General features: G+C 34.5%; 22 protein-coding genes. 21 read left to right on the top strand and 1 reads right to left on the bottom strand.

From position 1 onward, the window contains the following. Positions 1-72: 72 nt before the first annotated feature. From ACFWV9_RS04750 to ACFWV9_RS04670, 17 genes are all read left to right on the top strand, one after another. A complete protein-coding gene (locus tag ACFWV9_RS04750) occupies positions 73-1,302 on the top strand; it encodes a choice-of-anchor B family protein (RefSeq protein WP_411894090.1) in 1,230 nt (409 codons plus the stop codon). A 4-nt stretch (positions 1,303-1,306) separates the two neighbouring features. Next, on the top strand, positions 1,307-2,632 hold the full coding sequence (locus ACFWV9_RS04745) for a hypothetical protein (RefSeq protein WP_411894089.1): 1,326 nt from the start codon (positions 1,307-1,309) through the stop codon (positions 2,630-2,632). Between the two features lie 3 nt (positions 2,633-2,635). Beyond that, a complete protein-coding gene (locus ACFWV9_RS04740; RefSeq protein ID WP_411894088.1) occupies positions 2,636-3,412 on the top strand; it encodes an MbnP family protein in 777 nt (258 codons plus the stop codon). 7 nt (positions 3,413-3,419) lie between these two features. Continuing rightward, complete coding sequence (locus tag ACFWV9_RS04735) at positions 3,420-4,472, top strand: cytochrome-c peroxidase (RefSeq protein ID WP_411894087.1); 1,053 nt, start codon at positions 3,420-3,422, stop codon at positions 4,470-4,472. Between the two features lie 110 nt (positions 4,473-4,582). Continuing rightward, positions 4,583-4,822: a hypothetical protein gene (locus ACFWV9_RS04730; protein ID WP_411894086.1), complete on the top strand. Its 240-nt coding sequence runs from the start codon at positions 4,583-4,585 to the stop codon at positions 4,820-4,822. A 112-nt stretch (positions 4,823-4,934) separates the two neighbouring features. Further along, positions 4,935-5,264 carry a HesB/IscA family protein gene (locus tag ACFWV9_RS04725; RefSeq protein ID WP_411894085.1) on the top strand — a complete coding sequence of 110 codons (330 nt, stop codon included), beginning with the start codon at positions 4,935-4,937 and terminating at the stop codon, positions 5,262-5,264. A 9-nt stretch (positions 5,265-5,273) separates the two neighbouring features. Continuing rightward, positions 5,274-6,722, top strand: a complete 1,449-nt coding sequence (gene sufB / locus ACFWV9_RS04720; RefSeq protein ID WP_411894084.1) for a Fe-S cluster assembly protein SufB — start codon at positions 5,274-5,276, stop codon at positions 6,720-6,722. A gap of 12 nt (positions 6,723-6,734) precedes the next feature. Further along, positions 6,735-7,148: a hypothetical protein gene (locus ACFWV9_RS04715; protein ID WP_411894083.1), complete on the top strand. Its 414-nt coding sequence runs from the start codon at positions 6,735-6,737 to the stop codon at positions 7,146-7,148. Positions 7,149-7,153: 5 nt separating this feature from the next. Next, on the top strand, positions 7,154-7,906 hold the full coding sequence (sufC, locus tag ACFWV9_RS04710) for a Fe-S cluster assembly ATPase SufC (protein ID WP_411894082.1): 753 nt from the start codon (positions 7,154-7,156) through the stop codon (positions 7,904-7,906). A gap of 10 nt (positions 7,907-7,916) precedes the next feature. Further along, the gene (gene sufD, locus ACFWV9_RS04705; RefSeq protein ID WP_411894081.1) at positions 7,917-9,230 is read left to right on the top strand and encodes a Fe-S cluster assembly protein SufD; all 1,314 of its coding nucleotides are present in this window, start codon (positions 7,917-7,919) and stop codon (positions 9,228-9,230) included. Between the two features lie 21 nt (positions 9,231-9,251). Beyond that, entirely contained in the window at positions 9,252-10,469 is a 1,218-nt protein-coding gene (locus ACFWV9_RS04700; protein ID WP_411894323.1) for an aminotransferase class V-fold PLP-dependent enzyme, read from the top strand. A 158-nt stretch (positions 10,470-10,627) separates the two neighbouring features. After that, positions 10,628-11,683: a zinc metalloprotease gene (locus ACFWV9_RS04695; RefSeq protein WP_411894080.1), complete on the top strand. Its 1,056-nt coding sequence runs from the start codon at positions 10,628-10,630 to the stop codon at positions 11,681-11,683. A 105-nt stretch (positions 11,684-11,788) separates the two neighbouring features. Then, complete coding sequence (locus ACFWV9_RS04690) at positions 11,789-12,607, top strand: META domain-containing protein (protein ID WP_411894079.1); 819 nt, start codon at positions 11,789-11,791, stop codon at positions 12,605-12,607. Positions 12,608-12,640: 33 nt separating this feature from the next. After that, complete coding sequence (locus tag ACFWV9_RS04685) at positions 12,641-13,063, top strand: SufE family protein (protein ID WP_411894078.1); 423 nt, start codon at positions 12,641-12,643, stop codon at positions 13,061-13,063. Between the two features lies 1 nt (position 13,064). Further along, entirely contained in the window at positions 13,065-13,391 is a 327-nt protein-coding gene (locus ACFWV9_RS04680; RefSeq protein ID WP_411894077.1) for a DUF59 domain-containing protein, read from the top strand. Continuing rightward, on the top strand, positions 13,392-13,898 hold the full coding sequence (locus ACFWV9_RS04675; RefSeq protein WP_411894076.1) for a DUF2480 family protein: 507 nt from the start codon (positions 13,392-13,394) through the stop codon (positions 13,896-13,898). It begins immediately after the preceding gene. A gap of 137 nt (positions 13,899-14,035) precedes the next feature. Then, positions 14,036-14,944, top strand: coding sequence for a DUF3078 domain-containing protein (locus ACFWV9_RS04670; protein ID WP_411894075.1), 909 nt, complete (start codon positions 14,036-14,038; stop codon positions 14,942-14,944). 51 nt (positions 14,945-14,995) lie between these two features. Here the strand turns inward: ACFWV9_RS04670 and hflX are convergent, their stop codons facing one another. Further along, positions 14,996-16,207 (bottom strand): GTPase HflX, encoded by a 1,212-nt coding sequence (hflX, locus tag ACFWV9_RS04665; RefSeq protein ID WP_411894074.1) that lies wholly within the window; start codon positions 16,205-16,207, stop codon positions 14,996-14,998. Between the two features lie 72 nt (positions 16,208-16,279). On the opposite strand from hflX, the gene ACFWV9_RS04660 reads away from it, so the two are divergent. The 4 genes from ACFWV9_RS04660 (at position 16,280) to ACFWV9_RS04645 (ending at position 25,831) form a co-directional block, all read left to right on the top strand. After that, positions 16,280-17,230, top strand: a complete 951-nt coding sequence (locus ACFWV9_RS04660; protein ID WP_411894073.1) for an endonuclease/exonuclease/phosphatase family protein — start codon at positions 16,280-16,282, stop codon at positions 17,228-17,230. Positions 17,231-17,452: 222 nt separating this feature from the next. Further along, a complete protein-coding gene (locus ACFWV9_RS04655) occupies positions 17,453-22,963 on the top strand; it encodes a gliding motility-associated C-terminal domain-containing protein (protein ID WP_411894072.1) in 5,511 nt (1,836 codons plus the stop codon). A 26-nt stretch (positions 22,964-22,989) separates the two neighbouring features. Then, entirely contained in the window at positions 22,990-23,901 is a 912-nt protein-coding gene (locus ACFWV9_RS04650; protein WP_411894071.1) for a type IX secretion system membrane protein PorP/SprF, read from the top strand. A 19-nt stretch (positions 23,902-23,920) separates the two neighbouring features. Continuing rightward, the gene (locus ACFWV9_RS04645) at positions 23,921-25,831 is read left to right on the top strand and encodes an OmpA family protein (protein WP_411894070.1); all 1,911 of its coding nucleotides are present in this window, start codon (positions 23,921-23,923) and stop codon (positions 25,829-25,831) included. Positions 25,832-25,872 lie beyond the last annotated feature (41 nt).

Below are 25,872 nucleotides of genomic sequence, written 5' to 3'. Positions count from 1 at the left end.
GTATTTCTAACAATAATTAAGTTCTATTTGTATACAAATGTAAAATTTACTGTAAATTGCTAAAAAAAGATTATGAAACGCTCCATTAAAATCTTCACGTCAGCACTAGTCATTTTCTCTTTTGTATTCTTTGTCTATAGTTGTTCTGATGATGACACAACCTCCAACAATACTATTGAGTTTACGCCACAATTTCCTTGTGAAAATGGATTTGCAAATGGTCATCCGTGCAATGGTATCGACTTAATGAGTCAAATTTCAAATGAAGAACTCGGTGGTGCAGGTGCAGAAGGAAATGATTCTTGGGGATGGACAGACCCGGAAACCGGTAAAGAATATGCTCTAGTAGGTACAACAACAAGTACAGCATTTGTTGATATTACAGATCCATCTGTACCAATTTTTTTAGGGCGACTTCCAACTGCAACAGTGAATAGCTTGTGGAGAGATGTTAAGACCTTTTCTAATCATGCTTTTATAGTAAGTGAGGCACCTGGTCATGGTATGCAGGTTTTTGATTTAACAAGATTGCGAGATGTTGCGAGCCCTCCAGAAATATTTGATGCAGATGCTGTTTATAATGGATTTGGAAGTGCACATAATATTGTAATTAATGAAGATAGTGGCTTTGCATATGCAGTAGGTTCAGATTCTTTTTCTGGCGGGCCTCATTTTGTAAATATCCAAAACCCTTTAAATCCTGTTGCTGCAGGAGGCTATGCTAATGATGCCTATTCTCACGATGCACAGGTTATTACTTATAACGGACCTGATAATGACTATGCTGGCAGAGAAATACTTATTGGAAGCAATATTAATGAAGTTGTTCTTGTAGATGTTACAGATAAAAATACACCAACTCAGATTTCTACAATAAACTACAGTAATATTGGATATACTCACCAAGGTTGGTTTACAGAGGATATGACCTATTTTTTGCTTGGTGACGAAGTTGATGAAATTAATTTTGGTTTAAATTCTAGAACTATAGTGTTTGACTTCACTGATTTAGATAATCCTCAATTCCATATGGATTATTTTGGACCTACAGAAGCTATAGATCATAATGGTTATGTAGTTGGAAATAGTTTTTATGTTGCGAATTATTCTGCTGGTCTTAGAGTTATAGATATAACTAGTATTGCTTCTGGAGTAATGACAGAATCTGCCTTTTTTGATACATATATACCTCACAATAATACAGCATTCAATGGCGCTTGGAATATCTATCCTTACTTTGAAAGTGGGAATATTATTATTAGTGATATTGAAGGTGGTCTTTTTGTAGTAAAGCCTAATTGACACTATGAAATTTGGTAAGATTACATACTTGCTTGGATTTCTTCTTCTCTTTAATTGTTCTGATGACGATGGAACTTTAATTGCAAATAACGTTGAGGTGGTGGCTGTTGAAACTTTTGGTGGCTCTAATAATGACAGTGGTCAATCCGTAATTAGCACCAATGATGGTGGTTATGCGGTGTTGGGATATACGCAAAGTAATGATGGCGATGTAATTGGCAAATTAGATACTAGTTTTGATTATTGGATTATAAAATACAATTCCCAAAATACTATTGAATGGCAAAAAACCTTTGGAGGTAGCGGCGATGATAGAGGAAGTAGTATTATACAAACTCAAGATGGTGGTTATGCGGTATTAGGTTTTAGTTTTAGTGACGATGGTGATGTTGAAAATAATGCGGGTTTGCAAGATTTTTGGCTATTAAAATTAGGCTCTACTGGCAACTTGGTTTGGCAAAATTCGTTTGGATTTGAAGGCGGAGATTCAGGTATTTCTATTATTGAAACTAATGACTTTGGATTTTTACTTTCAGGTATAATAGACATCTCAGCATCAGGAGGACAGGGTGCAACTAATAGAGTCGATAACAGACATGCAGGTGGAGATTATTGGGTGATTAAAGTAAACCAATTAGGCGAACTAGAATGGAGCAATTATTATGGAGGAAACTTTACCGATACACCATTCGGGATAATACAAAAAGAAAATAATGGATATTTGGTAATTGGTAGCTCTGATAGCAACGATACCGATATTTCAAACAATATTGGTTCTTATGATTATTGGGTATTAGATATTTCGGCAAACGGTACTCTTCTTTCAGAAAAATCGTTAGGAGGCACTCAGATCGATGAGGGTAGAGCGATCGTTGCTTCTGGTGATGGAAATTATTTAATTACTGGTGATACCAGAAGTGATGATATGGACGTTTCAAATAATAAAGGTGGTGCAGATTTATGGCTAGTTAAGATGACACCAGAAGGCAATTTAATCTGGGAAAAATCAATTGGAGGTTCCAATTTTGATGTTGCTAGATCAATTAAATCTTCACAAGATGGAAATTTTTTACTCTCTGGTAGTTCGCGTAGTAATGATTTTGATGTATCAACAAATAAAGGTCAAAATGACGCTTGGATCATAAAGGTTAATGCAAATGGTGAACAGCTTTGGGAAAGAACTATTGGTGGATCAAATATTGATTTTGCCTATGATATTGCAGAATTAAATGATGGCTCAATAATAGCTGTTGGAGATACTGCAAGTAATGATGGCGACATATTAGTAAACAAAGGATTTTCAGATTTATTAATTATAAAAATTCAATAACAAATGCTCAAAAAAATTCTATTACCACTTTGTATAGGCTTTTGCTTTTTTGGGTGTGAAAGTGACGATAGCGGTGACAGCGAATCAACACAAGTATCCCAAACTTTTGTTTTTAATCACAATTGGGATGGAATAGCTGTGACCAATGCTGATTTTAATGTCTTACAATTTACCAATGAAAATGGTGAAACCCTGAGTATAGAGCGGTTGCGATACGTCATTTCTGATATAACCTTTACAACAACTAATAATGAAGTTTTAGCGTTAAATAACTATAACCTAGTGGATGTTACTAATGCCAATGGTTTAAGTTACAGTATAAATTCTCAAATTCCGGTTGGAAATTATGCTAACGTTTCATTTACATTTGGTTTGGATAATGAGGATAATTCCAAGAATTTAATAGACTTAAACTCTGAATCTTTCAATGTGCCAGAAAATTTAGGAGGTGGCTACCATTATATGCAGTTAGATGGCAAGTTCATAAACTCTAATATGGAAGAACAAGGTTACAACTATCATGCAATTAGAGCGGTTGATAATCCAGGACCAAACCCTACATTTCCTCAAGACACATTTATTACAGTAAATCTTGGAGCGGTAACTATTACAAATGATACTGAAATTGAAGTGAAGGCTAATTTAGCAGAGTGGTTTAAGAATCCTAATGTTTGGGACTTAAATGTTTTAAATCAAATGCTTATGCCTAACTCTTCTGCTCAAATTCTGATGTATCAAAATGGTCAAAACGTATTTAGTTTAGGTGATGTCACGCAATAATAGCATTTTGAAAAGTCTTTTCTCATTTGGGCTCTTAGTTTTAACCTATAACTGTTCAAATGATGATAGTGCCTATGCACCAACTACACAACCACTAGATATTCCTGAAATTTTTTCAGAAAACATAATTGATCCAATAATTCCATCAGATAATCCACAAACTGTAGAAGGTATTGCCTTGGGTAAAAAGCTGTTTTTTGATAATATACTCTCAGCTAACGGAACCAAATCTTGTGCATCTTGTCACTCTCCACAAAACGCATTTGCTGATAATTCACCAACAAGTGTGGGTATCGACGGAATTGCCGGAACACGTAATTCTATGCCACTCTTTAATTTGGCCTGGAATTATAACGAACGATTTAACTGGGATGGTAAGGCTTTGAGTTTAGAAACACAGGCTATAGAACCTGTTGAAAACCCAATAGAACTCCATAGCGATTGGGATAACGTTGTAGAAAGATTGCAACTACATCCCGAATATCCAGAATTATTTGATCTCGCTTTTAACACTAATGTGATTACAAAAGAACTAACAACAAAAGCAATAGCTCAATTTGAGAGAACATTGATTTCCGCAAATTCAAAATTTGATGACTATATACAAAATGAAGCTGTTTTAACAAATCAAGAACTTAATGGTTTAGATATTTTTTTACGAGAAGATAAAGGGGACTGCTTTCATTGTCACGGAAATCCTAATAATCCATTATGGACCGATAATGATTTTCACAATAATGGATTGGACAGTCAATTCACAGACTTAGGGCTTGGTCATGTTACAGGAGATCCTTCAGACAATGGTAAATTTAGATCACCTTCTTTACGGAATTTAGTCTATACTGCTCCTTACATGCACGATGGAAGGTTTGCTACTTTAGATGAAGTAATTAATCATTATAGCGAAGGCCTGCAAGATTCACCGACTATTGATCCTTTAATGAAGAAAGTCAATGAAGGTGGTGTGCAATTATCAGATCAGGAAAAAGCAGATTTAAAAGCTTTTTTACTAACATTATCGGATCCCTCATTCATTACCAACCCTGCTTTTCAAAACTAAAATTTTAGTGTATTTCTAAAATTTTAGTGTATTTCATCGAAAAATATTGTATTTCAGCAGATGTGACATGAATTTTTCTTTAAATTGATTTTCCCCAAAGAACCTAACTTATGAAAAGCTACCCTAATACAACATTACCATGCGCCGTATTTGGCCATAATTACATTAAAACAAAAAGTAATAAAGATCATACTTTAGAACTCTCCTGTAATCATTGTGGTATAGTCGTAAATACAGACGCCAAAGGAAATTTCGAAAACATAAGTAGTCCTAAATTGCACATCAAAACTGTTATAAGAGAACTGTACCTCTTAAAATTGCAAACGGTTAAGGCAAAATTATCTTCATAGCTCATAGCTAAATTCTATGAAATCATATGCTAATATAATGTTAGCAAATATGGTTTAAGCCTTGTTATATCGTATATTTGCATTCAATTTAGAACGAATCTAGTTAAACGATATGATTAAAGTTTCTGAACAAGCAAAGAAAAAAGTCATGGAACTAATGACTGACGATGGCTTTAACCCAAGCACTGATTTCGTCAGAGTTGGTGTTAAAAGTGGTGGATGCTCTGGGCTTTCTTATGATCTTAAGTTTGATAACAATCATGCTGAAGATGATAAGGTTTTTGAAGACAACGGCATAAAAATAATAGTTGATAAGAAGAGTTTTCTTTACTTAATAGGGACCACCTTAGAATATTCTGGTGGACTTAACGGAACTGGTTTTGTTTTTAATAATCCAAATGCAAACCGCACCTGTGGTTGTGGAGAATCATTTTCACTTTAAAAAATACTCATGAGTAAATATACTGAGGACGATTTAAGAGAGGAATTAAAAACCAAAGAATATGAATATGGTTTTTATACAGATATTGAATCTGAAACCTTCCCAAATGGCCTAAATGAAGATATTGTTAGAGCAATTTCCAAGAAGAAGGAAGAACCAGAATGGATGACAGAATGGAGGCTTGAAGCCTTCAAATCATGGAAAGAAATGACTGAGCCAGATTGGGCGAATGTTCATTATGAAAAGCCAGATTTCCAGGCTATTTCATACTATTCTGCTCCAAACAGTAAACCTAAGTACGATAGCATAGACGAAGTTGACCCTGAACTTTTAGCCACTTTTGAGAAATTAGGAATTTCTCTTGATGAGCAAAAGAAGTTGGCAGGTGTTGCAATGGATGTTGTTGTAGATTCTGTGTCTGTAGCAACAACATTCAAAAAGACCTTGGCAGAAAAAGGTATAATCTTTATGAGTATTTCAGAAGCCATACAGGAGTACCCAGAATTGGTTAGAAAATATATTGGTACAGTTGTGCCTCAGAAAGATAATTTCTATGCTGCACTTAACAGTGCAGTTTTTAGCGATGGTTCTTTCTGCTATATTCCAAAAGGTGTGAGATGCCCAATGGAATTATCTACTTACTTTAGAATAAACCAAGCTGGTACAGGTCAATTTGAAAGAACTTTAGTAATTGCAGATGAAGGGAGTTATGTGAGTTATTTAGAAGGTTGCACTGCACCGAGTAGAGACGAAAATCAACTCCATGCTGCTGTTGTAGAGTTGATAGCGCTAGATGATGCAGAAATAAAATATTCTACAGTACAAAACTGGTATCCAGGAAATACCGAAGGTAAAGGTGGAGTCTTCAATTTTGTGACTAAGCGTGGCTTGTGCGAGAAAAATGCCAAGATTTCTTGGACCCAAGTTGAAACAGGTAGTGCTGTGACTTGGAAATATCCTTCTTGTATTTTAAAAGGAGACAACTCGGTTGGAGAATTCTATTCAATAGCAGTAACAAATAATTATCAGCAAGCTGATACAGGAACAAAAATGATACATTTAGGAAATAACACTAAATCTACCATTATTTCAAAGGGTATTTCTGCAGGTAAATCTCAGAATTCTTATCGTGGATTGGTTCAAATTAGCCCAAGAGCAAATAATGCCCGTAATTTTTCTCAGTGCGATAGTTTATTAATGGGAAATGAGTGTGGCGCACATACATTTCCTTATATAGAAGCAAAAAATAAATCTGCTCAAATCGAGCATGAAGCAACCACAAGTAAAATTGGTGAAGACCAGATTTTCTATTGTAACCAAAGAGGCATTGAAACAGAGAAAGCAATTGCCCTTATTGTTAATGGTTTCAGCAAGGAAGTACTGAATAAATTACCAATGGAATTTGCTGTTGAGGCTCAAAAATTATTAGAAATTAGTTTAGAAGGATCTGTTGGATAAATAATGATAATTATGAAAAAAATTGTATTCATTCTTATTGCAGTAATCAGTTTTTCAAGTTGTAAAAATGACACCAAGCAAAATGTGAGCTTAGAGGAAAATAGAGCAAAATCTTATGATGCGAATGATGGCTTTATTACTATGAAAGGTGATTTTGTGTATGACGAAAATAAAAATGCAGCGGTGCTCCAAACCGCAAATGACATTTATGGCGTAATCGTAGACGATAATATGAAGTCCTTAAATGAAAAGGTAAAACCTTTTAAAGAGGATCAATATACCTCTGTGCCAGTTACGGTAAGAGTTAAAAGAATTGAGAATTCTAATGAGGCGAGCCTTTGGAAATATAATCTTGAAATAAAAGAAATTTTAATGGTGGAAGCACCAAACCCAAATAAAGACGACGTTATAAAACTAGCAAATTAAAGACAATGTTAAAAATAAAGAATTTACATGCAAGCGTAGAAGATAAAGCAATCCTTAAGGGTATAGATCTTCATGTTAAGCCAGGTGAAGTACATGCAATTATGGGACCAAATGGTTCAGGGAAAAGTACTTTAGCTTCGGTTGTAGCTGGTAAAGAAGAGTATGAAGTTGACGAAGGCGAAATTATTCTTGATGGAGAAAATATTGATGAGCTTGGCCCTGAGGAACGTGCTCATAAAGGAGTCTTTATGTCGTTTCAGTATCCAGTAGAAATCCCTGGAGTAAGTGTTACAAATTTCATTAAAACAGCTATCAATGAGACTCGCAAAGCAAAAGGTTTAGAAGATATGCCAGCAAATGAGATGCTAAAGCTTATCAGAGAAAAATCTGAACTTTTTGAAATTGATCGCAAATTCTTATCTCGATCATTAAATGAAGGGTTTTCTGGCGGTGAGAAAAAACGTAATGAAATCTTTCAGATGGCAATGTTAGAACCAAAATTGGCCATTTTAGATGAAACGGATTCTGGTTTAGACATTGACGCACTTAGAATTGTCGCTAATGGTGTAAACAAACTTAAATCTAAGGATAATGCAGTTATTGTTATCACCCATTATCAAAGATTATTGGATTATATAGTGCCAGATTTTGTCCATGTTTTACACAATGGTAGAATTGTAAAAACCGGTACAAAAGAATTAGCTCACGAATTAGAGGCTAAAGGTTACGACTGGGTAAAAGAAGAAGTAAACGCTTAATATTAAGCTAATGGAATTAAAAGAAAAGTTAGTATCCTCTTTCATGGCATTTGAAAATATGGTAGACATAGATTCTCCTGTCCACGATATTAGAACAGAAGCTATAAAGACTTTCGAAACAGAGGGTTTCCCAAACAAGCGACAAGAAGCTTGGAAATACACCTCTTTAAATTCAGTTTTAAAACACGATTATAGTGTTTTTCCAAAGCACGAAAAAGCACTTGAGTTTAAAGATGTAAAGAAGTATTTTATTCATGAAATTGATTCTTATAAAATCATTTTTATTGATGGTAAGTATTCTTCTCATTTATCAAAGACAACACACGATGGAATAGACGTATGTTTAATGTCTGCGGCTCTTACTAAACCAAAATACCGTTTAGTAATTGAAAATTACTTTAATAAAATTGCTTCTAAAGATGGGCTGTCTTCATTGAATACTGCCTTTTCTGCTGAAGGTGCTTATATTCATATACCAAAGAATAAATTAGTAGAAAAACCAATTCAGATCATACACTTTTCAACAGGTAATGAATCGGCATTAATGCTTCAGCCACGTAATCTAGTTGTAGTAGACGAAAATTCTTATGTTCAAATTGTTGAACGTCATCAAAGTTTAACTGATAATCCCGTTTTAACCAATAGTGTTACAGAGATTTTTACGAATAAACGAGCTATTGTAGATTACTACAAAATTCAAAATGATAGACCTTCTGCATCATTAATAGATAATACGTTTATAAACCAAAAACAAGAGAGTATTGCAAAGGTTCATACCTTTTCATTTGGTGGAAAACTGACACGTAATAATTTAAACTATTATCAAAATGGTGAGCGTATTGATTCTACCATGAAGGGTATAACCATAATTGGAAACAAACAACACGTAGACCATAACACGTTGGTGCATCATATTGAACCAAACTGTGAAAGTCATCAAGACTATAAAGGTATTTTCGATGATAGTTCTACAGGTGTTTTTAATGGAAAAGTTGTTGTTGAAAAGGAAGCTCAAAAAACCAATGCATTTCAAGCGAATAATAATGTTCTCATTAGTGATAAAGCCAGCATTAACACAAAACCTCAGTTAGAGATTTTTGCAGATGATGTAAAATGTTCACATGGTTGTACTATTGGACAATTAGATGATAGCGCAATGTTTTATCTCAGATCTAGAGGAATCCCAGAAAAGGAAGCAAAAGCATTGTTAATGTTTGCCTTTAGTAATAATGTATTAGACTCTGTGAAAATCCCAGAACTTAAAAATCGCATTACAAGAATTATCGCCAATAAATTAGGCGTTAATATTGGGTTTGATCTTTAAATAAGTGTGATAGATAAAGAAATGGTATTTAATGTTGAGCGCATAAGAGAAGATTTTCCAATTCTTAAGAGACAAGTTAACGGTAAGCCACTTGTTTATTTAGATAATGCAGCAACATCACAGACACCTCAGCAAGTTATTGATGTTATTGTAGATTATTACTCTAACTACAATGCAAATATTCACAGAGGAGTTCATAGTTTAAGCCAAGAGGCAACTGATGCATATGAGCAAGCTCGTATAAAAATTCAAAACCATTTTAATGCCCAACATCCTTATGAGATAATCTTTACCTCAGGCACAACTCATGGTATAAATTTAGTCGCTAATGGGTTTGCCTCTCTATTGGTAAAGGGTGATGAAATTATTGTTTCTGCTTTAGAGCATCATAGCAATATCGTCCCTTGGCAAATGCTTTGTGAAAAAACAGGAGCTACACTTAAGGTTATTCCAATGAACTTAGAAGGCGAATTAGTTCTTTCAGAATACGATGCGCTTCTAAATGAAAACACAAAGTTGGTGTTTGTTAATCACATTTCTAATGCTTTGGGCACCATAAACCCAATTGAACAGATAATTAATAAAGCACACTCTGTTGGTGCAGCCGTATTAATAGATGGTGCACAGGCATGTCCGCATTTGAAACCTGATGTTCAGCAACTAGATGTTGATTTCTATGTGTGTTCTGCGCATAAAATTTGTGGTCCTACTGGTATTGGTATGTTGTACGGTAAAGAAGAATGGCTTAAAAAATTACCACCTTATCAAGGTGGTGGAGAAATGATAGCTGAAGTATCTTTTGAAAAAACTACTTATGCAGATTTGCCTCATAAGTTTGAGGCTGGTACACCTAACGTTTGTGGAGGTATTGCATTCGGTGCTGCTGTAGATTATATGAACAAAATTGGCTTTGAAAATATAGCCAAATACGAGAACGGGTTACTAGAATATGCTACAATTGAATTATTGCAAATAGAAGGTTTAAAAATTTATGGTACATCAACAAATAAAACCTCTGTAATTTCATTTAATGTCAATAATATCCATCCTTACGATTTAGGAACACTCCTTGATAAAATGGGAATTGCACTGCGCACGGGTCATCATTGTGCACAGCCCATAATGGATTTCTATAAAATCCCTGGAACAGTCAGAGCATCATTCATGTTCTACAATACAAAAGAAGAGATTGACGTTTTTGTGGCTGCATTAAAAAAGTCAATTATGATGCTTTCATAACCTATTAAAAACTAACAAGTTAACTAAAGCACCACAATTTGTGGTGTTTTTTTAGTTTTACACTTTATCGAGTATTATCAATAAAAGTCTTAATTTTTGTTAAATTAATATTGAATTATCATATATTGGGCGTAATAATTTAAAAAACTCTATTTTTTATGAAAAAATCTCTTTTAGGACTAGCTGTTATTACGGCACTGTTTGTCGGTTGTTCAGATGAACAAAATCAAACACAAGAGCAACAATCAAAAGTTGACATGTCAGACTTTTATTTGTATACCGATGCTTTTGAGGCAGGTACAGCAGAAAAAGTAGCTAATGGTAAAAACTGTACAACAATGGCTGTATTAAACCGACAGTTAAATGAAAACCCAGGTTTGTATCAAGCTATGTACAACATTGAAGAAAGATCAAGAAGATTTGCCAATAATTTAAGACCAGGTAATGGAAACGGAAATGGTGGTGGCAATAATGGTGGTGGAGATGATGGTGGTGGAGACCCACCAGTAGACGATGGTTTAGGATCAATTAATATTCCTGTATATGTTTATGTTGTTTATGCTAATAGCTCTCAAAATATCAGTGATTCTCAGGTGAATTCTCAGATTTCTGTTTTAAATGCAGATTTTAATGACACAAATTTTAATGATGTAAATTCATACCCAGATAGAGGTGCGGATGTTGATATTACATTTACTCTAGCAACAATTGATAGAAGAGCAAATCCTACATCGCAATGGGGAACAAATAATGCTGTTAAATCTGTTTATCCTGCTCAACCTGGGCACTTAACAATTTGGGTCGCTAATATTGGCGGAGGAATATTAGGATATGCACAATTCCCTGGTGGCAGTGCTTCTACTGATGGTGTTGTAGTTTCACCTCAATATTTTGGAACGACAGGAACTGCAACAGCTCCTTTTGATGGTGGAAGAACAACAACCCATGAAGTTGGTCACTGGTTAAATTTAAGACATATTTGGGGTGATGGTAGATGTAACAGAGATGATTTCGTTTCAGATACACCAAAATCAGATCGACCAAATTATGGTTGCCCAGGCACAGTTTCTCACTGCCGTTCTATCGATATGGTAGAGAATTATATGGATTACACAGATGATGATTGTATGGGTTTATTCACTGAAGGTCAAAAAGTAAGGATGCGTTCAGTACTTGCCACTGGTGGACCAAGAGACGAGTTTACTGGTAATTAATATCTTTTAAATAAATTGTTAAAAGGCACCTTTTTCGGGTGCCTTTTTTTTTGGCATAGATTTCGAAGATAAAAAAACAATATCTTTAACTTCAATTCTATAAAAATGAAAATACTACTTTCCATATTTGGTTTTTTGGTCATTACCAATTCGTGCAACTCAAAAAAAAATACAATGGATGCTAAAAGTTTAGATCAAGACTCACTTGCTGGCGGTTATGTAATAAAAGAAATGGGTGATGAAATAATGAAAGATCAAACTTTAAAGATCACTTTTGAAGCTAATTCTAACAAAATTACTGGTTTTGGAGGCTGTAATAGCTTTTTTGGAACCTACACTCTTGAAGACAGTAAAATAAGTTTTAGTGATATCGCATCTTCCAAAATGTTTTGTGGAAAGGACATAGGATTAATGGAACGCAATTTCTTCTCAACAATAAAAAAGTCTAATCGTTTAGAGCTAATAGACAACCAGCTTTTATTTCATGCAGATGACATTGTTGTTATAAAGGCGGAAAAAGTTGTGACAGAAAAAAGTATAAAAAAAGCTATTTCTAACTCTGATTTAGTAATAATCTATAAAGCTTTATCTAGAGGTTCGTTTGATTTTATCAAAATCTCAGATTCAAAAATTAGCCTTTCTTCAGATAGAGAATTAAAAGAATTTAATGATTATAGTTGTTCAAACGAAGATCAAAATCAGCTTGAAGAATTAGTGAATCAATTGAACCTTGAAAATTTAGAAAAATTAGAAGCACCAACAGATAAACGATTGTTTGACGGTGCGCCTATTGCCACCTTAACCATAATTAAAAATGGTATGGAAAAAACAACACAGAGCTTTGATCATGGTCATCCGCCAGAAGAAATTAAAGCATTAGTTAATAAAGTGTTATCAATTAAAGAAATTGTAACTAAACAATAGTGTTTTTGTAATTTTGCCTGAAAGAAATAGACTATGACTATTGAAGACGTACAGAATGATATTATTGATGAATTCTCAATGTTTGAAGATTGGGAAGAACGTTATCAATATATGATAGACTTAGGTAAAACATTGCCTTTAATTGACGAAAAGTATAAAACCGATGATCATATAATTAAAGGTTGTCAAAGTAAGGTTTGGGTACACGCAGATATGAAAGATGATAGGATAAACTTCACAGCAGATAGTGATGCAATTATTACAAAAGGGATAATAGCAATTTTAATTCGTGTATTTTCAGGGCAACACCCAAAAGATATAATTGAAGCCAATACAGATTTTATTGATAAAATTGGACTGAAAGAACATTTATCACCTACTAGAGCAAATGGATTAGTTAGCATGATAAAGCAACTTAAAATGTACGCTATAGCGTACCAAACACAATTAAATTAAAATGAGCGAAACAACTATAGACACCAATGTATTAGGCGATAAAATCGTTAGAGTTTTAAAAACAATTTACGATCCTGAAATTCCTGTTGATATATATGAGCTTGGACTCATTTATGATGTTTTTGTTAATGAGGATTTCGACGTTAAAATACTCATGACACTAACTACACCCAACTGTCCTGTGGCAGAGACACTACCTTTAGAGGTAGAAGAAAAAATTAAGTCTATTAACGAGGTGAAGGATGCTGAAGTTGAAATTACTTTTGACCCACCTTGGTCTCAAGATTTAATGAGTGAAGAAGCCAAACTTGAACTTGGTATGCTTTAAATGGCAGAAGAAATTATAAATAGGGTTGCAAACAGCAAACTTAAGGTTATTGATCTTGAGGATTATTATCCTGAAGGTAAGCGTATCTTATTTGATATAAAAGATTGGTTGCTTGAGGGTTTAGTTTTAAGAGAAAAAGACTTTAGAGATTCTGTTTCTCAACATGATTGGTCTCAATACCAAGATTGTTATATTGCATTGCATTGCTCTACCGATGCCATTGTACCAGATTGGGCATATATGCTTATTACTGTTCAATTAAAAAATCATGCTAAGAAAATTGTCATTGGTACATTAGACAATTTGGAGTCTATTTTATATACTTCAATCATATCAAATCTAGATACTTCAATATATCAAGATATGCCAGTAATTATTAAAGGTTGTTCTCATAAACCGGTTCCTTCAAATGCATTAGTTATGCTTACCGAAAAATTACAACCTGTCGCCAAATCCATTATGTTTGGTGAAGCATGTTCTTCAGTACCTCTTTACAAAAGAAAATAATTCGAAAAAATTGTGACCTTAGGTATTTTTTTAGGTCTAATACACATCATATCAGTTGTTTTTAAAATTTGAAAAAATCAATAAACAATTATATTTGCACAATTAAACATGGATAATTTACTTAACACTTAATAATTATGAACAAAAAATTAATCTTATCGGCCGTAATGATGTTGGCCATTTCTTTTGGTTTTTCACAAACAAAAGAAGAATTACAAGCTCAAAAAGCTGAGAAGCAAGCAGAGGCAGACAAATTCCAAGGAGAAGCAGATGCCCTACAAGCACAAATAGATGCATTGCCAGGATGGCGTGTTGGTGCATTTGGTACAATTGGTGGTAGCCTTTCTGACTTTAACAATTGGTATGCCCAAGGCACTCCTAATAACTCTTCGGGCAACATTGGGTTTACGGTAAATGCTTTCGCCAATAAAATTGAAGACAAGTATTTTTGGAGAAATGCACTTACAACTAACCTTAATTGGGTAAAATTAGATGACAAAGATATTGATACTGATAGTGATGATTTTAATGCTACTACTGATGTATTTAACCTTTCATCTTTATATGGTAGAAAATTAAGTGAAAAATGGGCTGTTTCTGGTTTAATGGAATATAGAACTACATTATTAGACAACTTCAACGATCCTGGTTATTTAGACCTTGGTGTTGGTGCAACATGGACTCCAATTGAGAATATGATTGTAGTAATCCACCCATTAAACTACAATTTTGTATTTGCTGACAATGATAATGTTTTTGAATCTTCTGCAGGTGCTAAAATTGTTGCTGATTACACAAGATCTATTGGTGCTATTAATTTTAAAACTAACTTCTCAACATTCCAAAGCTATAAGTCTAGCGATTTATCAAACTGGACATGGACTAACTCATTTAGCTATACATTATGGAAAATGATTGGTGTTGGTTTTGATTTTGCATTAAGAAGCAATCAGCAAGAAGCTGCTAACTTTCAAGGTGTAGCTTTAGAAGACGCAGATAACGATCTTCAATCGTATTATACAATTGGTTTAAGTTATAACTTCTAATAGAGACTCTAATTTATTTTTAAAAAAAGAGAGCTAAACTAGCTCTCTTTTTTATGCAATATCCTCAACATCGGGATACAAAAAATGATTGTAAGGAAACCTTGTTATATGTATTTCTCTTACTTCCTTATAAACTCTTTTCCTAAACTCATCTAAGTTTTCCTTATTAAGTGCAGAAATAAATAAAGCGTTGTCTCCTAGTTTAGCCATCCATGTATTTTTCCAGTCTTCAATGGTGTAATTTGCTTTTGTCCGCTCTAATTCGTTTTCATCCTCATCAAATGGTTCAGCTTTATAAGCATCAATCTTGTTAAACACCATTATAGTTGGCTTATCCTTACTTTCAATTTCGTCTAATATCTGATTCACTGATTCTATATGCTCCTCAAAATTAGAGTGTGAAATATCAACAACGTGCAATAATAGATCAGCTTCTCTCACTTCATCTAATGTAGATTTAAAAGATTCCACCAATTGTGTAGGTAACTTTCTTATAAAACCTACTGTATCACTAACTAAAAAAGGTAAGTTCCCTATTACTACTTTTCTAACCGTAGTATCTAGAGTGGCAAACAATTTGTTTTCTGCGAATACCTCACTTTTACTAATTACATTCATTAATGTTGATTTTCCAACATTTGTGTAACCCACTAAAGCAACTCTTACCATCTTGCCTCGATTGCCTCGTTGCACTGCCATTTGCTTATCAATGGTCTTAATTTTTGATTTTAAAAGGGCAATCTTATCGCGTACTATTCGTCTATCAGTTTCAATCTCTGTTTCACCTGGACCACGCATACCAATACCACCTTTTTGTCTTTCTAGGTGAGTCCACATTCCTTTTAGTCGTGGAAGCAAATATTCACATTGGGCCAATTCTACCTGTGTTCTTGCGTAGCTAGTTTGTGCACGTTGAGCAAAAATGTCTAGAATAAGGTTTGTTCTATCTAATATTTTACAATTTAAAATCTTGCTAATATTGCGTTCTTGTGCAGGTGATAATTCATCATCAAAAATTACGGTTCCAACCTCATTTTCTTTTACATAGTGCATTACTTCATCCATTTTACCAGAACCAATAAAAGTTTTAGGATTTGGCATATTCATTTTTTGGGTATAACGCTTTACAACGTCTCCACCAGCAGTATAAGTTAAGAATTCAAGTTCATCTAAATACTCTTTAGATATGTCTTGGTCTTGGTCTTGCGTAATTATTCCTACTAAAACAACCTTCTCTAATGCAATATCCTTCTTTTCAATCATAAATAATATAAAGTACAAAGTTAAGCAAATGCAATATCACAAATAATGTTTTAAAGTCATATATTTATTGCCATGACTAATACTCAAAACTCTTATACTGTTGCTTTTTATAATATTGAAAATCTATTTGACACATTAAATGATCCTAATAGTGATGACGATGATTTTTTACCAACCTCTAAAAAGCGATGGACCAAGAAACGCTATTATAACAAACTGAGAAAAATTGGGTCTGTAATTTCAAAAATTGGTAATGACGATTCTCATGAAGCGCCTATTATTGTTGGATTGGCCGAGGTAGAGAATAAACTAGTAATATCAGATTTGATAAATAGCGAAAACTTAAGAGATGAAGGTTATAAATACGTTCATTATAATTCCTCTGACGAACGTGGCATTGATGTTGCACTTTTATATAAAGATAATGTTTTTAAGGTCGAGGACTCAGATACTTTTTCGGTCTACTTAGAAACAGACGAAGGTTTACGGGATTATACTAGAGATATATTATTAGTACAAGGTAAATTAAATGGAGAAAATGTATCAATTATTGTAAATCATTGGTCATCTAGACGAGAAGGGGAAAAGGAAACCGAGCACAAACGAATAGCTGCTGCAGAAAAGGTGAACTCAATCATAAATACCTTGAAAGAAGACAGCCCAAATATGAAGATAATCGTTATGGGCGATTTTAATGACAATCCAGATAATGATAGTATAGAACTTCTTGAAAAGGAAAGTCGTCTTTTCAACCCATTTAAAACCGTATGGTCTAGAGATGTTGGTAGCTTAAATTATAATTTTCAATGGAATCTTTTTGATCAAATTCTATTCTCAATCAATTTTTTTGACAGTGAGAATTCCTCATTGTCATTCGAAGAAGCAGATGTGTTTGACGTAAAGTCTTTAACACAATATCATGGTAAATATCAAGGTCAGCCTTTTAGAACATATGTTGGCAAAAAATACAAAGGTGGTTACAGTGATCACTTTCCAGTTTTTATTACCTTGAAATCATCTTAAAATAACGCACTCCTTTTATCGAATATAAGTGTATTTAATCTATTATAACATTGTTAACATAGTGTTAATAACCAATTTTTATATATTCGGGTGAACATAAAAATTTCGGTTAATCACCGGAATTTTTGTTCCCTACAGCCCCCTTTCATTTTGTAATAAAACAACTCCTTTATAATCAGTTAATTATAAAGGGTTAAATAATTTCTAACAAACCAATTAATAATGAAAAAAAGTACTTTACTACTATTTTCGCTTTTTTTAACGCTATTTCAGATCAACGCCCAGGTGGCAATTGGTTCTGGTAATTTACAAGGTGAAAATGCGCCTTTTGAAGCTTATTATGGATACTCTTATGCACAAACGGTATACTTAGCTTCAGAAATCAATGCTTCTGGAGATATCACAGACGTTCAGTGGTATTACAGTGGCACATCAGACTTAGCAAATAGTCAAGATTTAATCATTTACATGGCAGAATCGACACGTACTGAATTTGCGACTACTGATGACTGGGAGCCATCAACCTCTCTTACTCAAGTTTATGCTGGTGGGATAACTGTCACACCGGGTGTTGAAGGATGGGTAACACTGACCTTAGATACTCCTTTTAGCTATACTGGGACAGATAATTTAATTATTGCTGTTGAGGAAAATAGTGCAGGTTATGATTCCTTTGGAGATGATTTTTATAATTCTCAAGTAAGTACTAATCGAACTATATCTTATTTCAGTGATTTTACAAATCCAGACCCAACTGCTCCACCAACTGCTAGTAACATTGATGATACTATTCCTAATGTTATAATTGGAGGTATTTCTCAAGCTTGTGCTACTCCAAGTGATTTAGCTGCTTCTGGTATTACATCTAGTGAAGCTCAAATTTCCTGGACGGAAAATGGTTCGGCAACCTTATGGAACATAGAAATTGTAATGTCTGGAGATGCTCCAACAGGTACGCCAACAGCAACTGGAGTTTCTAATCCTTATACAGCAATGGGGTTAACTGCTATTACAAGTTATGATGTATATGTTCAAGCAGATTGTGGCACTGAGCTAAGTGCTTTTGCTGGCCCATTAACTTTTGAAACCTTGTGTGATGTTTTTGTACCAGATTATTTAGAGGATTTTACAACAATTATTCCAAATTGTTGGGATGAAGCTAGTAATGGTGACCCAACAACGGGACCAACTGATTTAGGTGATGGTGCTTGGCTTGCTGATGAATTTTTAAATATTGGTACTGCTGATGGAGCATATAAAATAAACCTTTTTTCAACGGGTAAAAGTGATTGGATCATTTCACCACAATTTGATTTAACTGGTGGACCTTTCCAGGTAGAATTTGATTTTGCGATAACAAATTGGAACAGTAGTACTGTTGCAGGAACTTTAGGATCTGATGATTCTGTACAATTTTTAATGACTACAGACAATGGTGCTACATGGACACCTTTAATAACTTATGATAGTACCTCTGTTGTACCTATTCCTGGTATTCACCCAGTAGTGGATTTAACCGCTAATAGTGGTCAAACAGTTCAGTTTGCAATATATGCCTCTGAAGGAACTGTAAATGACCCTGAGGATGTAGATGTTTTTGTAGATAATTTTCAAGTAAGAAATATTCCTTCTTGTCCTGAACCAACTGATTTAACAGTTTCTAATCCTACACCAGATGGTGCAGAAATTGCTTGGACAGAAGCAGGTACTTCTACCATTTGGAATATTGAAATTGTACCTGCTGGAGATGCTCCGACAGGAACTCCAACTGCAACGAACGTTACAAACCCATATTTTGCAACAGGTCTGAACGCTATAACAGCATATGACGTCTATGTTCAGTCGGATTGCGGAGGTGATTTAAGTTCATGGACCGGCCCATCAACGTTTACAACACTGTGTGATATTTTTGTACCTGACTATTTAGAAAACTTTACAACCATAATTCCCGATTGTTGGGATGAAGCTAGTAATGGTGACGCCACAACTGGCCCAACTGATTTAGGAGGAGGCTCTTGGGTTGCAGATGAGTTCTTAAATATTGGAACTGATGATGGTGCTTATAAAATTAATTTATTTGCAGCAGGTAAAAGTGATTGGATTATTTCTCCTCAGTTTGATTTAACAGGTGGACCATTCCAAGTTGAATTTGATTTTGCAATCACAAATTGGAATAGCAGTACAGTTGCCGGAACTCTAGGCTCTGATGATACTGTTCAATTATTGATGACAAACGATGGTGGTGCAACTTGGATAGAATTATTACTATATGACAATTCATCTGTAGTGCCTATTCCAGGTATACATCCAGTAGTTGACTTAACACCATATGCTGGACAAATTGTACAATTTGGTATTCTTGGTTCTGAAGGTACTGTAAATGATCCAGAAGATATTGATGTATTTGTAGATAATTTCCAAGTTAGAAATATTCCAACTTGTCCAGAACCAACTGATTTAACATCTACTAACCTTACATTAACCTCTACTGAAATAGCTTGGACTGAAGCTGGTACCTCAACGGTTTGGAATATTGAATATGGCCCAGCTGGTTTTGCTCAAGGTACAGGTACAGTTGTTACAGGTGTGACAAATCCTTATATAATAACAGGATTACTTTCTGATACATTATATGATTGGTATGTACAGGCAGAATGTGACCCGTCTAATTTAAGTTCTTGGTCTGGACCAAGCCAATTCTATACCGGCTATTGTGAGTCTATTCCAACAAGTAATGATGGTCAAGGGGTTACTAACGTTACTATAGGTATTGTAGACTTCCCTAGTTTAGGTGATGTTACTTATGAAAATCAAACTTCACCTGTTGTAAATGTTTTCCAAGGAATTGATACCACAATTGAGATTACATTTGCCACTGGATTTACATACGACACTAATATTTGGATTGATTTTAATGATGATTTAGTTTTTGATGCTTCAGAATTGGTATTCCAAGGTGAATCAACAAACGCTAATCCAACAACATTAGATGCATCATTTGTAATGCCGGCAACGGCTCCATTAGGACAACATAGAATGCGTATTGGAACAGCAGATGCGGGTCAGGCAACACCTAATCCATGTTATAATGGAAGTTGGGGTGTTACTCTAGATTTTACTGTAAACATATTAGAGCTGACATGTACATTGCCAGAAGCTGATTTTACAACGGTGCCTGATTGTGATAACGATCAATTTTTTATAGATGTCAATGTTACTAGCCTAGGAGATGCAACCTCATTAGAAATCTCGAATAATCTTGATGCAACAACGTCACAAGCAACTGCAATTGGAGTTTATCAAGCAGGTCCGTTCCCGTTTGGTAGTACAGTTAAGGTTTTTGTAATGAATGAGCAAGACAATAACTGTATAATCAGTAGTGACAACTTCACGGTATTGGCATGTCCTCCAGATAATGACGAATGTGATGCTGCAACTGTTGCGGTTGTTAATGATATTGATCTATGTGAGCAAGTAACACCTGGAACAATCCTAGCTGCTACGCCTTCTGGCGTGGATCCTGGAACTTGTACAGGAGATCCTAACGATGATGTTTGGTTTGAGTTTACAGCATTAGATGAAGTAGAATTCATTTCTTTAAACAATATTCAAGGAGGTACAACTAATCTAGATCATGCCGTTTATGAAGGAACGTGCGGTAGTTTAACTGAACTTTATTGTTCAGATCAAACATCCAGTATTACACCATCTTTAGTTGTTGGAAATACATACTATATAAGAGTATTTAGTGCAGGTAGTGTATTAGAGACATCCACATTCGATTTATGTATTAGAGAAGCGCCAACAAATGTGATTTGTGAAAATGCAGAAAACTTCTGTTCTGTAGGTGGTACGTTAGTAGGTTCTAATATTGTAGGACTTCCTGATCCAACCGACGTAGCATGTTTAGGATCTGTACCAAACCCATCATGGAATATTATTCAGATTGGAGAATCTGGATTAATAGAAATCGAAATTGTTCAATGGCAGGATAATAATAACAATGGTATTCAAGATGGTGGTGAACCAGGATTGGATGTTGACTTTGCTATTTGGGGACCATTTAATTCACTTGAAGAAGGGTGCATGGATATAGAACTCGTGGATTGTCCTACTTGCCCATTCTCGAATAACCCAGATACTGGTTTTTATCCTTTCGGTAATATTATTGATTGTAGTTACTCAGCGGCGCCTATAGAAAACTTAACTATTGATAATGCAGTTGAAGGTGAAATATATGTTCTATTAGTGACAAACTTCTCGAATGGGGCTGGAGTAATTTCAATTGAACAAACTAATGTAGGAAATACTGGAGACGGAACAATTGATGCAGAAATATCTGCTGAGATTACAAGTAATGAAGTTGTATTTGTAGATACAGATTCTGATCCAAGTACTCCTGTTGAGGCTTCAGTATGTGGTTTTGATACAGTAACAATTATTGCAGATTCACCATTTGCCGATACCTATGTTTGGTATAAAAATGGTTTCGTAGTACCAGGAGAAACAACAGACACCTTAGTGGTTACTGAAACTGATTTATATCAAGTACAAGCATTTGACGAACAATGTGGCGCTGATGCCTTCTCACAATTTGTTGTAATAAATATGTATAATGATCCTGGTACTTTGGATCCTCAAGTCATAGAGGTTTGTGATGGCCCAGAAAGCGATGGAAGTGAAGCATTCGATCTTGATGCATTAACTACATCTCTAGGCTATGGACCTGATTTCACTGTAACTTATTATACAAATACAGCTGATGCCAACCAGGCAATGAATGCTGTTAACTCTCCTTATACTTCTTCAGGTGAAACACTTGTAATAAGAGTTGAGGATACAGACGCATTTAATAATGGTTTCTTAGGTTGTAGACAACTTTCGGAAGTAGAGTTGGTGGTTCTTGCAATACCAGTAATTAATCAACCTGTTGACTTTGTAGTCTGTGATGATATAGATGGCAATGTTGATGGAATTACAGATTTTGACTTAACATCTATTGATGCTGAAATCTCAACCGATACAGATGTGACAATTACGTATCATACGTCTCAGGCTGAAGCTGATACTGGTACGGCAGCAATTCCTAGTCCATATTCAAGTGGCGATGCTACTGTCTATGTAAGAGCTGAAAATTCTCTAACAGGATGTTTTGTAACTACATCATTCAATTTAGTTGTCAATGTAGTGCCATTAGGCTCTATTGATACAAACCTATTTTATTATGATACAGATACCAATGAGTTTTTATTGTGTCCTGCTGCAGAATCTGGAGTAGTCCTTACAATAATTCCTCAAGGGTTCAGTACTTCAGATGTTACAGTGCAATGGGTATTAGATGGAAATGATGTTTCAGGAGCAAATGGTATTTCTTACGAAGCATTTGAAGGAGGGGATTATTCTGCTAGAATTACTTTTAATGCTACAGGATGTTCTAATACAATTTCAAATATTACTGTTACTGAAATTGAAAATTGTGCTATCCCTCAAGGTATATCTCCTGGAGTATCTGCTGGATTTAATGACAATCTAGATTTGAGATATTTTAATGTTACAAAACTTGAAATATTCAATAGAAATGGAACTTTAGTTTATTCAAAGAATAACTATTCTAATGAATGGGCAGGACAAACTGATGATGGTGAAGAACTTCCTGTAGGAACATATTTCTATACCATGGTATATGAGGGAGGAACAAAGTCTAAATCTGGATGGATTTATATTAATAGATAATCAACTAACTGAATCAACTTATTATAATGAAAAAACTCACTATTATAGCGGTTTTGCTCTTAGCATTACAGTCCTACGGGCAACAAGACCCTCAGTACACTCAGTACATGTATAATATGAATATTATTAATCCGGCTTACGCAGGTTCTAGAGAAAACTTGTCGTTTGGGTTATTATATAGAAATCAATGGACGGCAATAGATGGAGGCCCTGAGACAGGTACTTTCTTTGGCCACTCACCTATTGGAAATAATTTAGGACTTGGTCTATCTGTAATTGCAGATCAAATTGGACCGGTAAAAGAAACTAACACTTATGTAGATGTTTCTTATACACTTAAATTAGGAGGCGCACATAGACTCGCTTTCGGAGTTAAAGCAGGTGCCACGTTCCACGATATTAATTTAACAAGTTCTAACGTCTCGGTAATAGATCAAAATGATCCGTTTTTTGGAATTGGTATAAATGAAACAACACCAAATTTTGGTGCTGGTTTCTTCTATTATACTGATAATTATTATTTGTCATTATCAGTCCCTAATTTCTTGTCATCGGTTCATTTAGATGCTAATGGAAATAAAATTGGGTCAGAAACACAACACTACTTTTTAACTGGTGGGTATGTATTTAATTTATCTCCAAATACGGAGTTAAAACCTTCTTTTATGCTTAAGTCTGCTTTTGATGCGCCAACATCTTTTGATCTAAACTTAAATGCAAGATTCTTTAAGAAGTTCGAAATTGGTGCCTCTTACCGTTTAGACGACTCGTTCTCTGGTTTGGTTAATTTCGCAGTTACACCATCAATTAGATTAGGCTATGCGTATGATGCTATTTCTTCAGAGATAAAGGCTTATGCGCCGGCATCTCATGAGGTAATGCTATTGTTCGATCTTAATTTCCCAAAGAAAGTTTCACGTTCACCAAGATATTTCTAATCAGTTAAGCTAAACAAAAATGAAAAACTTAAAAACACTATTATTTATTACGTTGATGAGTAGCTTATGCTTAACTGCTCAAAACAATGATACAAAGAAAGCGGATAAACAATTTGCTAGATATGAATTTGTAAAAGCTGCCGAAAGCTACAATAAACTTATCGAAAAAGGTAATGGCGATGCTTATGTGTATGGTCAATTGGCAGAATGTTACTATAACGTTTTTAACACAGTAGATGCAGAGAAATGGTATGCTAAAGCTTTGGAGTCTGCTAGTGATCCTGAAATGATTTACAAGTATTCTGAAATGCTAAAAGCTAACGGAAAGTATGACGAGTCTAATACACAAATGGAAAAATTTGCTTCCATGCGTCCTTCTGATGATAGAGCTACTGCATTTAGAAAAAATCCAAACTATTTGCCTAAAATATTAGAACAGGGTAAAAAGTTTAATGTTCAAAATGCAGATTTCAATTCTGAGCAATCAGATTTTGGAGGCACTATGAACAATGGGAAATTGTATATAGCTTCAAGTAGAAATGATAACCGCAAAACTTATGGTTGGAATCAAGAACCATTTCTAGATATCTATTCTTTATCGAAAAATTCAGATGGTTCATACCAAGGGGCGACACTAATGAACGATAAGATTAATACTAGATATCATGAAGGTCTAGTGTCTTTTTCACCAAATGGAGAAACAATATACTTTTCGAGAGAGAGCTATTTTGAAAAAGATTTTGAAAAGGACTCCATTTCAAAAGTGAGATATAGTCAATTATATTTATTTAAAGCAACAAAACTTGGTTCTGATTGGGACATGGTTGAAAGTTTGTCAGTGAATAGCAAAAATTACTCTGTAAAAAACCCATCAGTTAGTTCAGATGGTAAGACTATATATTTTGCATCAAACATGCCAGGTGGTTATGGTAACTTTGATATTTACAAGGCATCTATTAATGATGATGGTTCAATCGGTGAACCTCAAAATCTTGGGCAAAAAGTAAATACGGAAGGCCAAGAAATGTTCCCGTATATAAGTAGCAATGGTACACTTTACTTTTCATCTAATGGTCATTTAGGCCTTGGTGGAATGGATGTTTTCTTTACTAAAGAAATTGACGGTAAAGTAGCACCTATTAGAAATGTTGGTATCCCTATAAATAGTAATGGAGATGATTTTGCATTTACCATTGATGAAGAGGCAGAAGAAGGATTTGTTTCATCTAATAGAGATGGTGGTAAAGGTAGTGATGATGTATACGCCTTTAAGAAATTACAGCCACTTTGTGATGTTCTTGTTATGGCAACTGTTTTAGATGACAAAACACGAGAGCCGATAAACGGTGCATCAGTAACTTTATTAGATTCAGAAGGAAACAAAGTATCAACTAAGTCTACTAATGGAGATGGCCTTGCTGAATTCATAGTAGAATGTGAGCAAAATTTCGAATTGGAAGTTTCAATGGCTGATTACGATAGCAGAAAAGTACCGGTTATTGGTACAAATGAAGAGGAGTTAGAAGTTCGCGTATTCCTTCCGCCAATTGAAAAGTTAATTGTTGAAGATAAAATCGAACTACAACCAATATATTTTGATTTTGACAAGTCTAATATCACTGCACAAGCAGCTTTTGAATTAGATAAACTAGTTCAAATAATGAATAAGTATCCAGAAATAGTAGTTAATGCAACTTCTCATACAGATACTAGAGGCCCAGCTTCTTATAATAACAGATTGTCAGAACGTAGAGCAAAATCTACTGTACAGTATGTTATATCTCAAGGGATTGACGAATCAAGAATTTCTGCTGAAGGTAAAGGTGAATCTGAGCTTAAAGTTGAATGTGGTGGAAGCTGTACAGAAGAGCAACATCAAGAAAATAGAAGATCAGAGTTTATTATTGTTAGTGGAGGTCCACAAGGATAATAAGCAAAAATAAATGTGCTAAAAAAAAGCTCTGAAATAAT

Origin of the sequence: Winogradskyella sp. A2 (assembly GCF_046762865.1) — a bacterium.
Lineage (GTDB): Bacteria > Bacteroidota > Bacteroidia > Flavobacteriales > Flavobacteriaceae > Winogradskyella.
The sequence above is the reverse complement of the archived record's forward strand: the minus strand, read 5'-3'. Positions and strand labels throughout refer to the sequence as shown.

Excerpts from the sequence above, each read along its gene's own strand:
- ACFWV9_RS04750 (WP_411894090.1), top strand. The coding sequence starts at position 73 with ATGAAACGCTCCATTAAAATCTTCACGTCAGCACTAGTCATTTTCTCT.
- ACFWV9_RS04745 (WP_411894089.1), top strand. The coding sequence starts at position 1,307 with ATGAAATTTGGTAAGATTACATACTTGCTTGGATTTCTTCTTCTCTTT.
- ACFWV9_RS04740 (WP_411894088.1), top strand. The coding sequence starts at position 2,636 with ATGCTCAAAAAAATTCTATTACCACTTTGTATAGGCTTTTGCTTTTTT.
- ACFWV9_RS04730 (WP_411894086.1), top strand. The coding sequence starts at position 4,583 with ATGAAAAGCTACCCTAATACAACATTACCATGCGCCGTATTTGGCCAT.
- ACFWV9_RS04725 (WP_411894085.1), top strand. The coding sequence starts at position 4,935 with ATGATTAAAGTTTCTGAACAAGCAAAGAAAAAAGTCATGGAACTAATG.
- sufB (WP_411894084.1), top strand. The coding sequence starts at position 5,274 with ATGAGTAAATATACTGAGGACGATTTAAGAGAGGAATTAAAAACCAAA.
- ACFWV9_RS04715 (WP_411894083.1), top strand. The coding sequence starts at position 6,735 with ATGAAAAAAATTGTATTCATTCTTATTGCAGTAATCAGTTTTTCAAGT.
- sufC (WP_411894082.1), top strand. The coding sequence starts at position 7,154 with ATGTTAAAAATAAAGAATTTACATGCAAGCGTAGAAGATAAAGCAATC.
- sufD (WP_411894081.1), top strand. The coding sequence starts at position 7,917 with ATGGAATTAAAAGAAAAGTTAGTATCCTCTTTCATGGCATTTGAAAAT.
- ACFWV9_RS04700 (WP_411894323.1), top strand. The coding sequence starts at position 9,252 with ATGGTATTTAATGTTGAGCGCATAAGAGAAGATTTTCCAATTCTTAAG.
- ACFWV9_RS04695 (WP_411894080.1), top strand. The coding sequence starts at position 10,628 with ATGAAAAAATCTCTTTTAGGACTAGCTGTTATTACGGCACTGTTTGTC.
- ACFWV9_RS04690 (WP_411894079.1), top strand. The coding sequence starts at position 11,789 with ATGAAAATACTACTTTCCATATTTGGTTTTTTGGTCATTACCAATTCG.
- ACFWV9_RS04685 (WP_411894078.1), top strand. The coding sequence starts at position 12,641 with ATGACTATTGAAGACGTACAGAATGATATTATTGATGAATTCTCAATG.
- ACFWV9_RS04680 (WP_411894077.1), top strand. The coding sequence starts at position 13,065 with ATGAGCGAAACAACTATAGACACCAATGTATTAGGCGATAAAATCGTT.
- ACFWV9_RS04675 (WP_411894076.1), top strand. The coding sequence starts at position 13,392 with ATGGCAGAAGAAATTATAAATAGGGTTGCAAACAGCAAACTTAAGGTT.
- ACFWV9_RS04670 (WP_411894075.1), top strand. The coding sequence starts at position 14,036 with ATGAACAAAAAATTAATCTTATCGGCCGTAATGATGTTGGCCATTTCT.
- hflX (WP_411894074.1), bottom strand. The coding sequence starts at position 16,207 with ATGATTGAAAAGAAGGATATTGCATTAGAGAAGGTTGTTTTAGTAGGA.
- ACFWV9_RS04660 (WP_411894073.1), top strand. The coding sequence starts at position 16,280 with ATGACTAATACTCAAAACTCTTATACTGTTGCTTTTTATAATATTGAA.
- ACFWV9_RS04655 (WP_411894072.1), top strand. The coding sequence starts at position 17,453 with ATGAAAAAAAGTACTTTACTACTATTTTCGCTTTTTTTAACGCTATTT.
- ACFWV9_RS04650 (WP_411894071.1), top strand. The coding sequence starts at position 22,990 with ATGAAAAAACTCACTATTATAGCGGTTTTGCTCTTAGCATTACAGTCC.
- ACFWV9_RS04645 (WP_411894070.1), top strand. The coding sequence starts at position 23,921 with ATGAAAAACTTAAAAACACTATTATTTATTACGTTGATGAGTAGCTTA.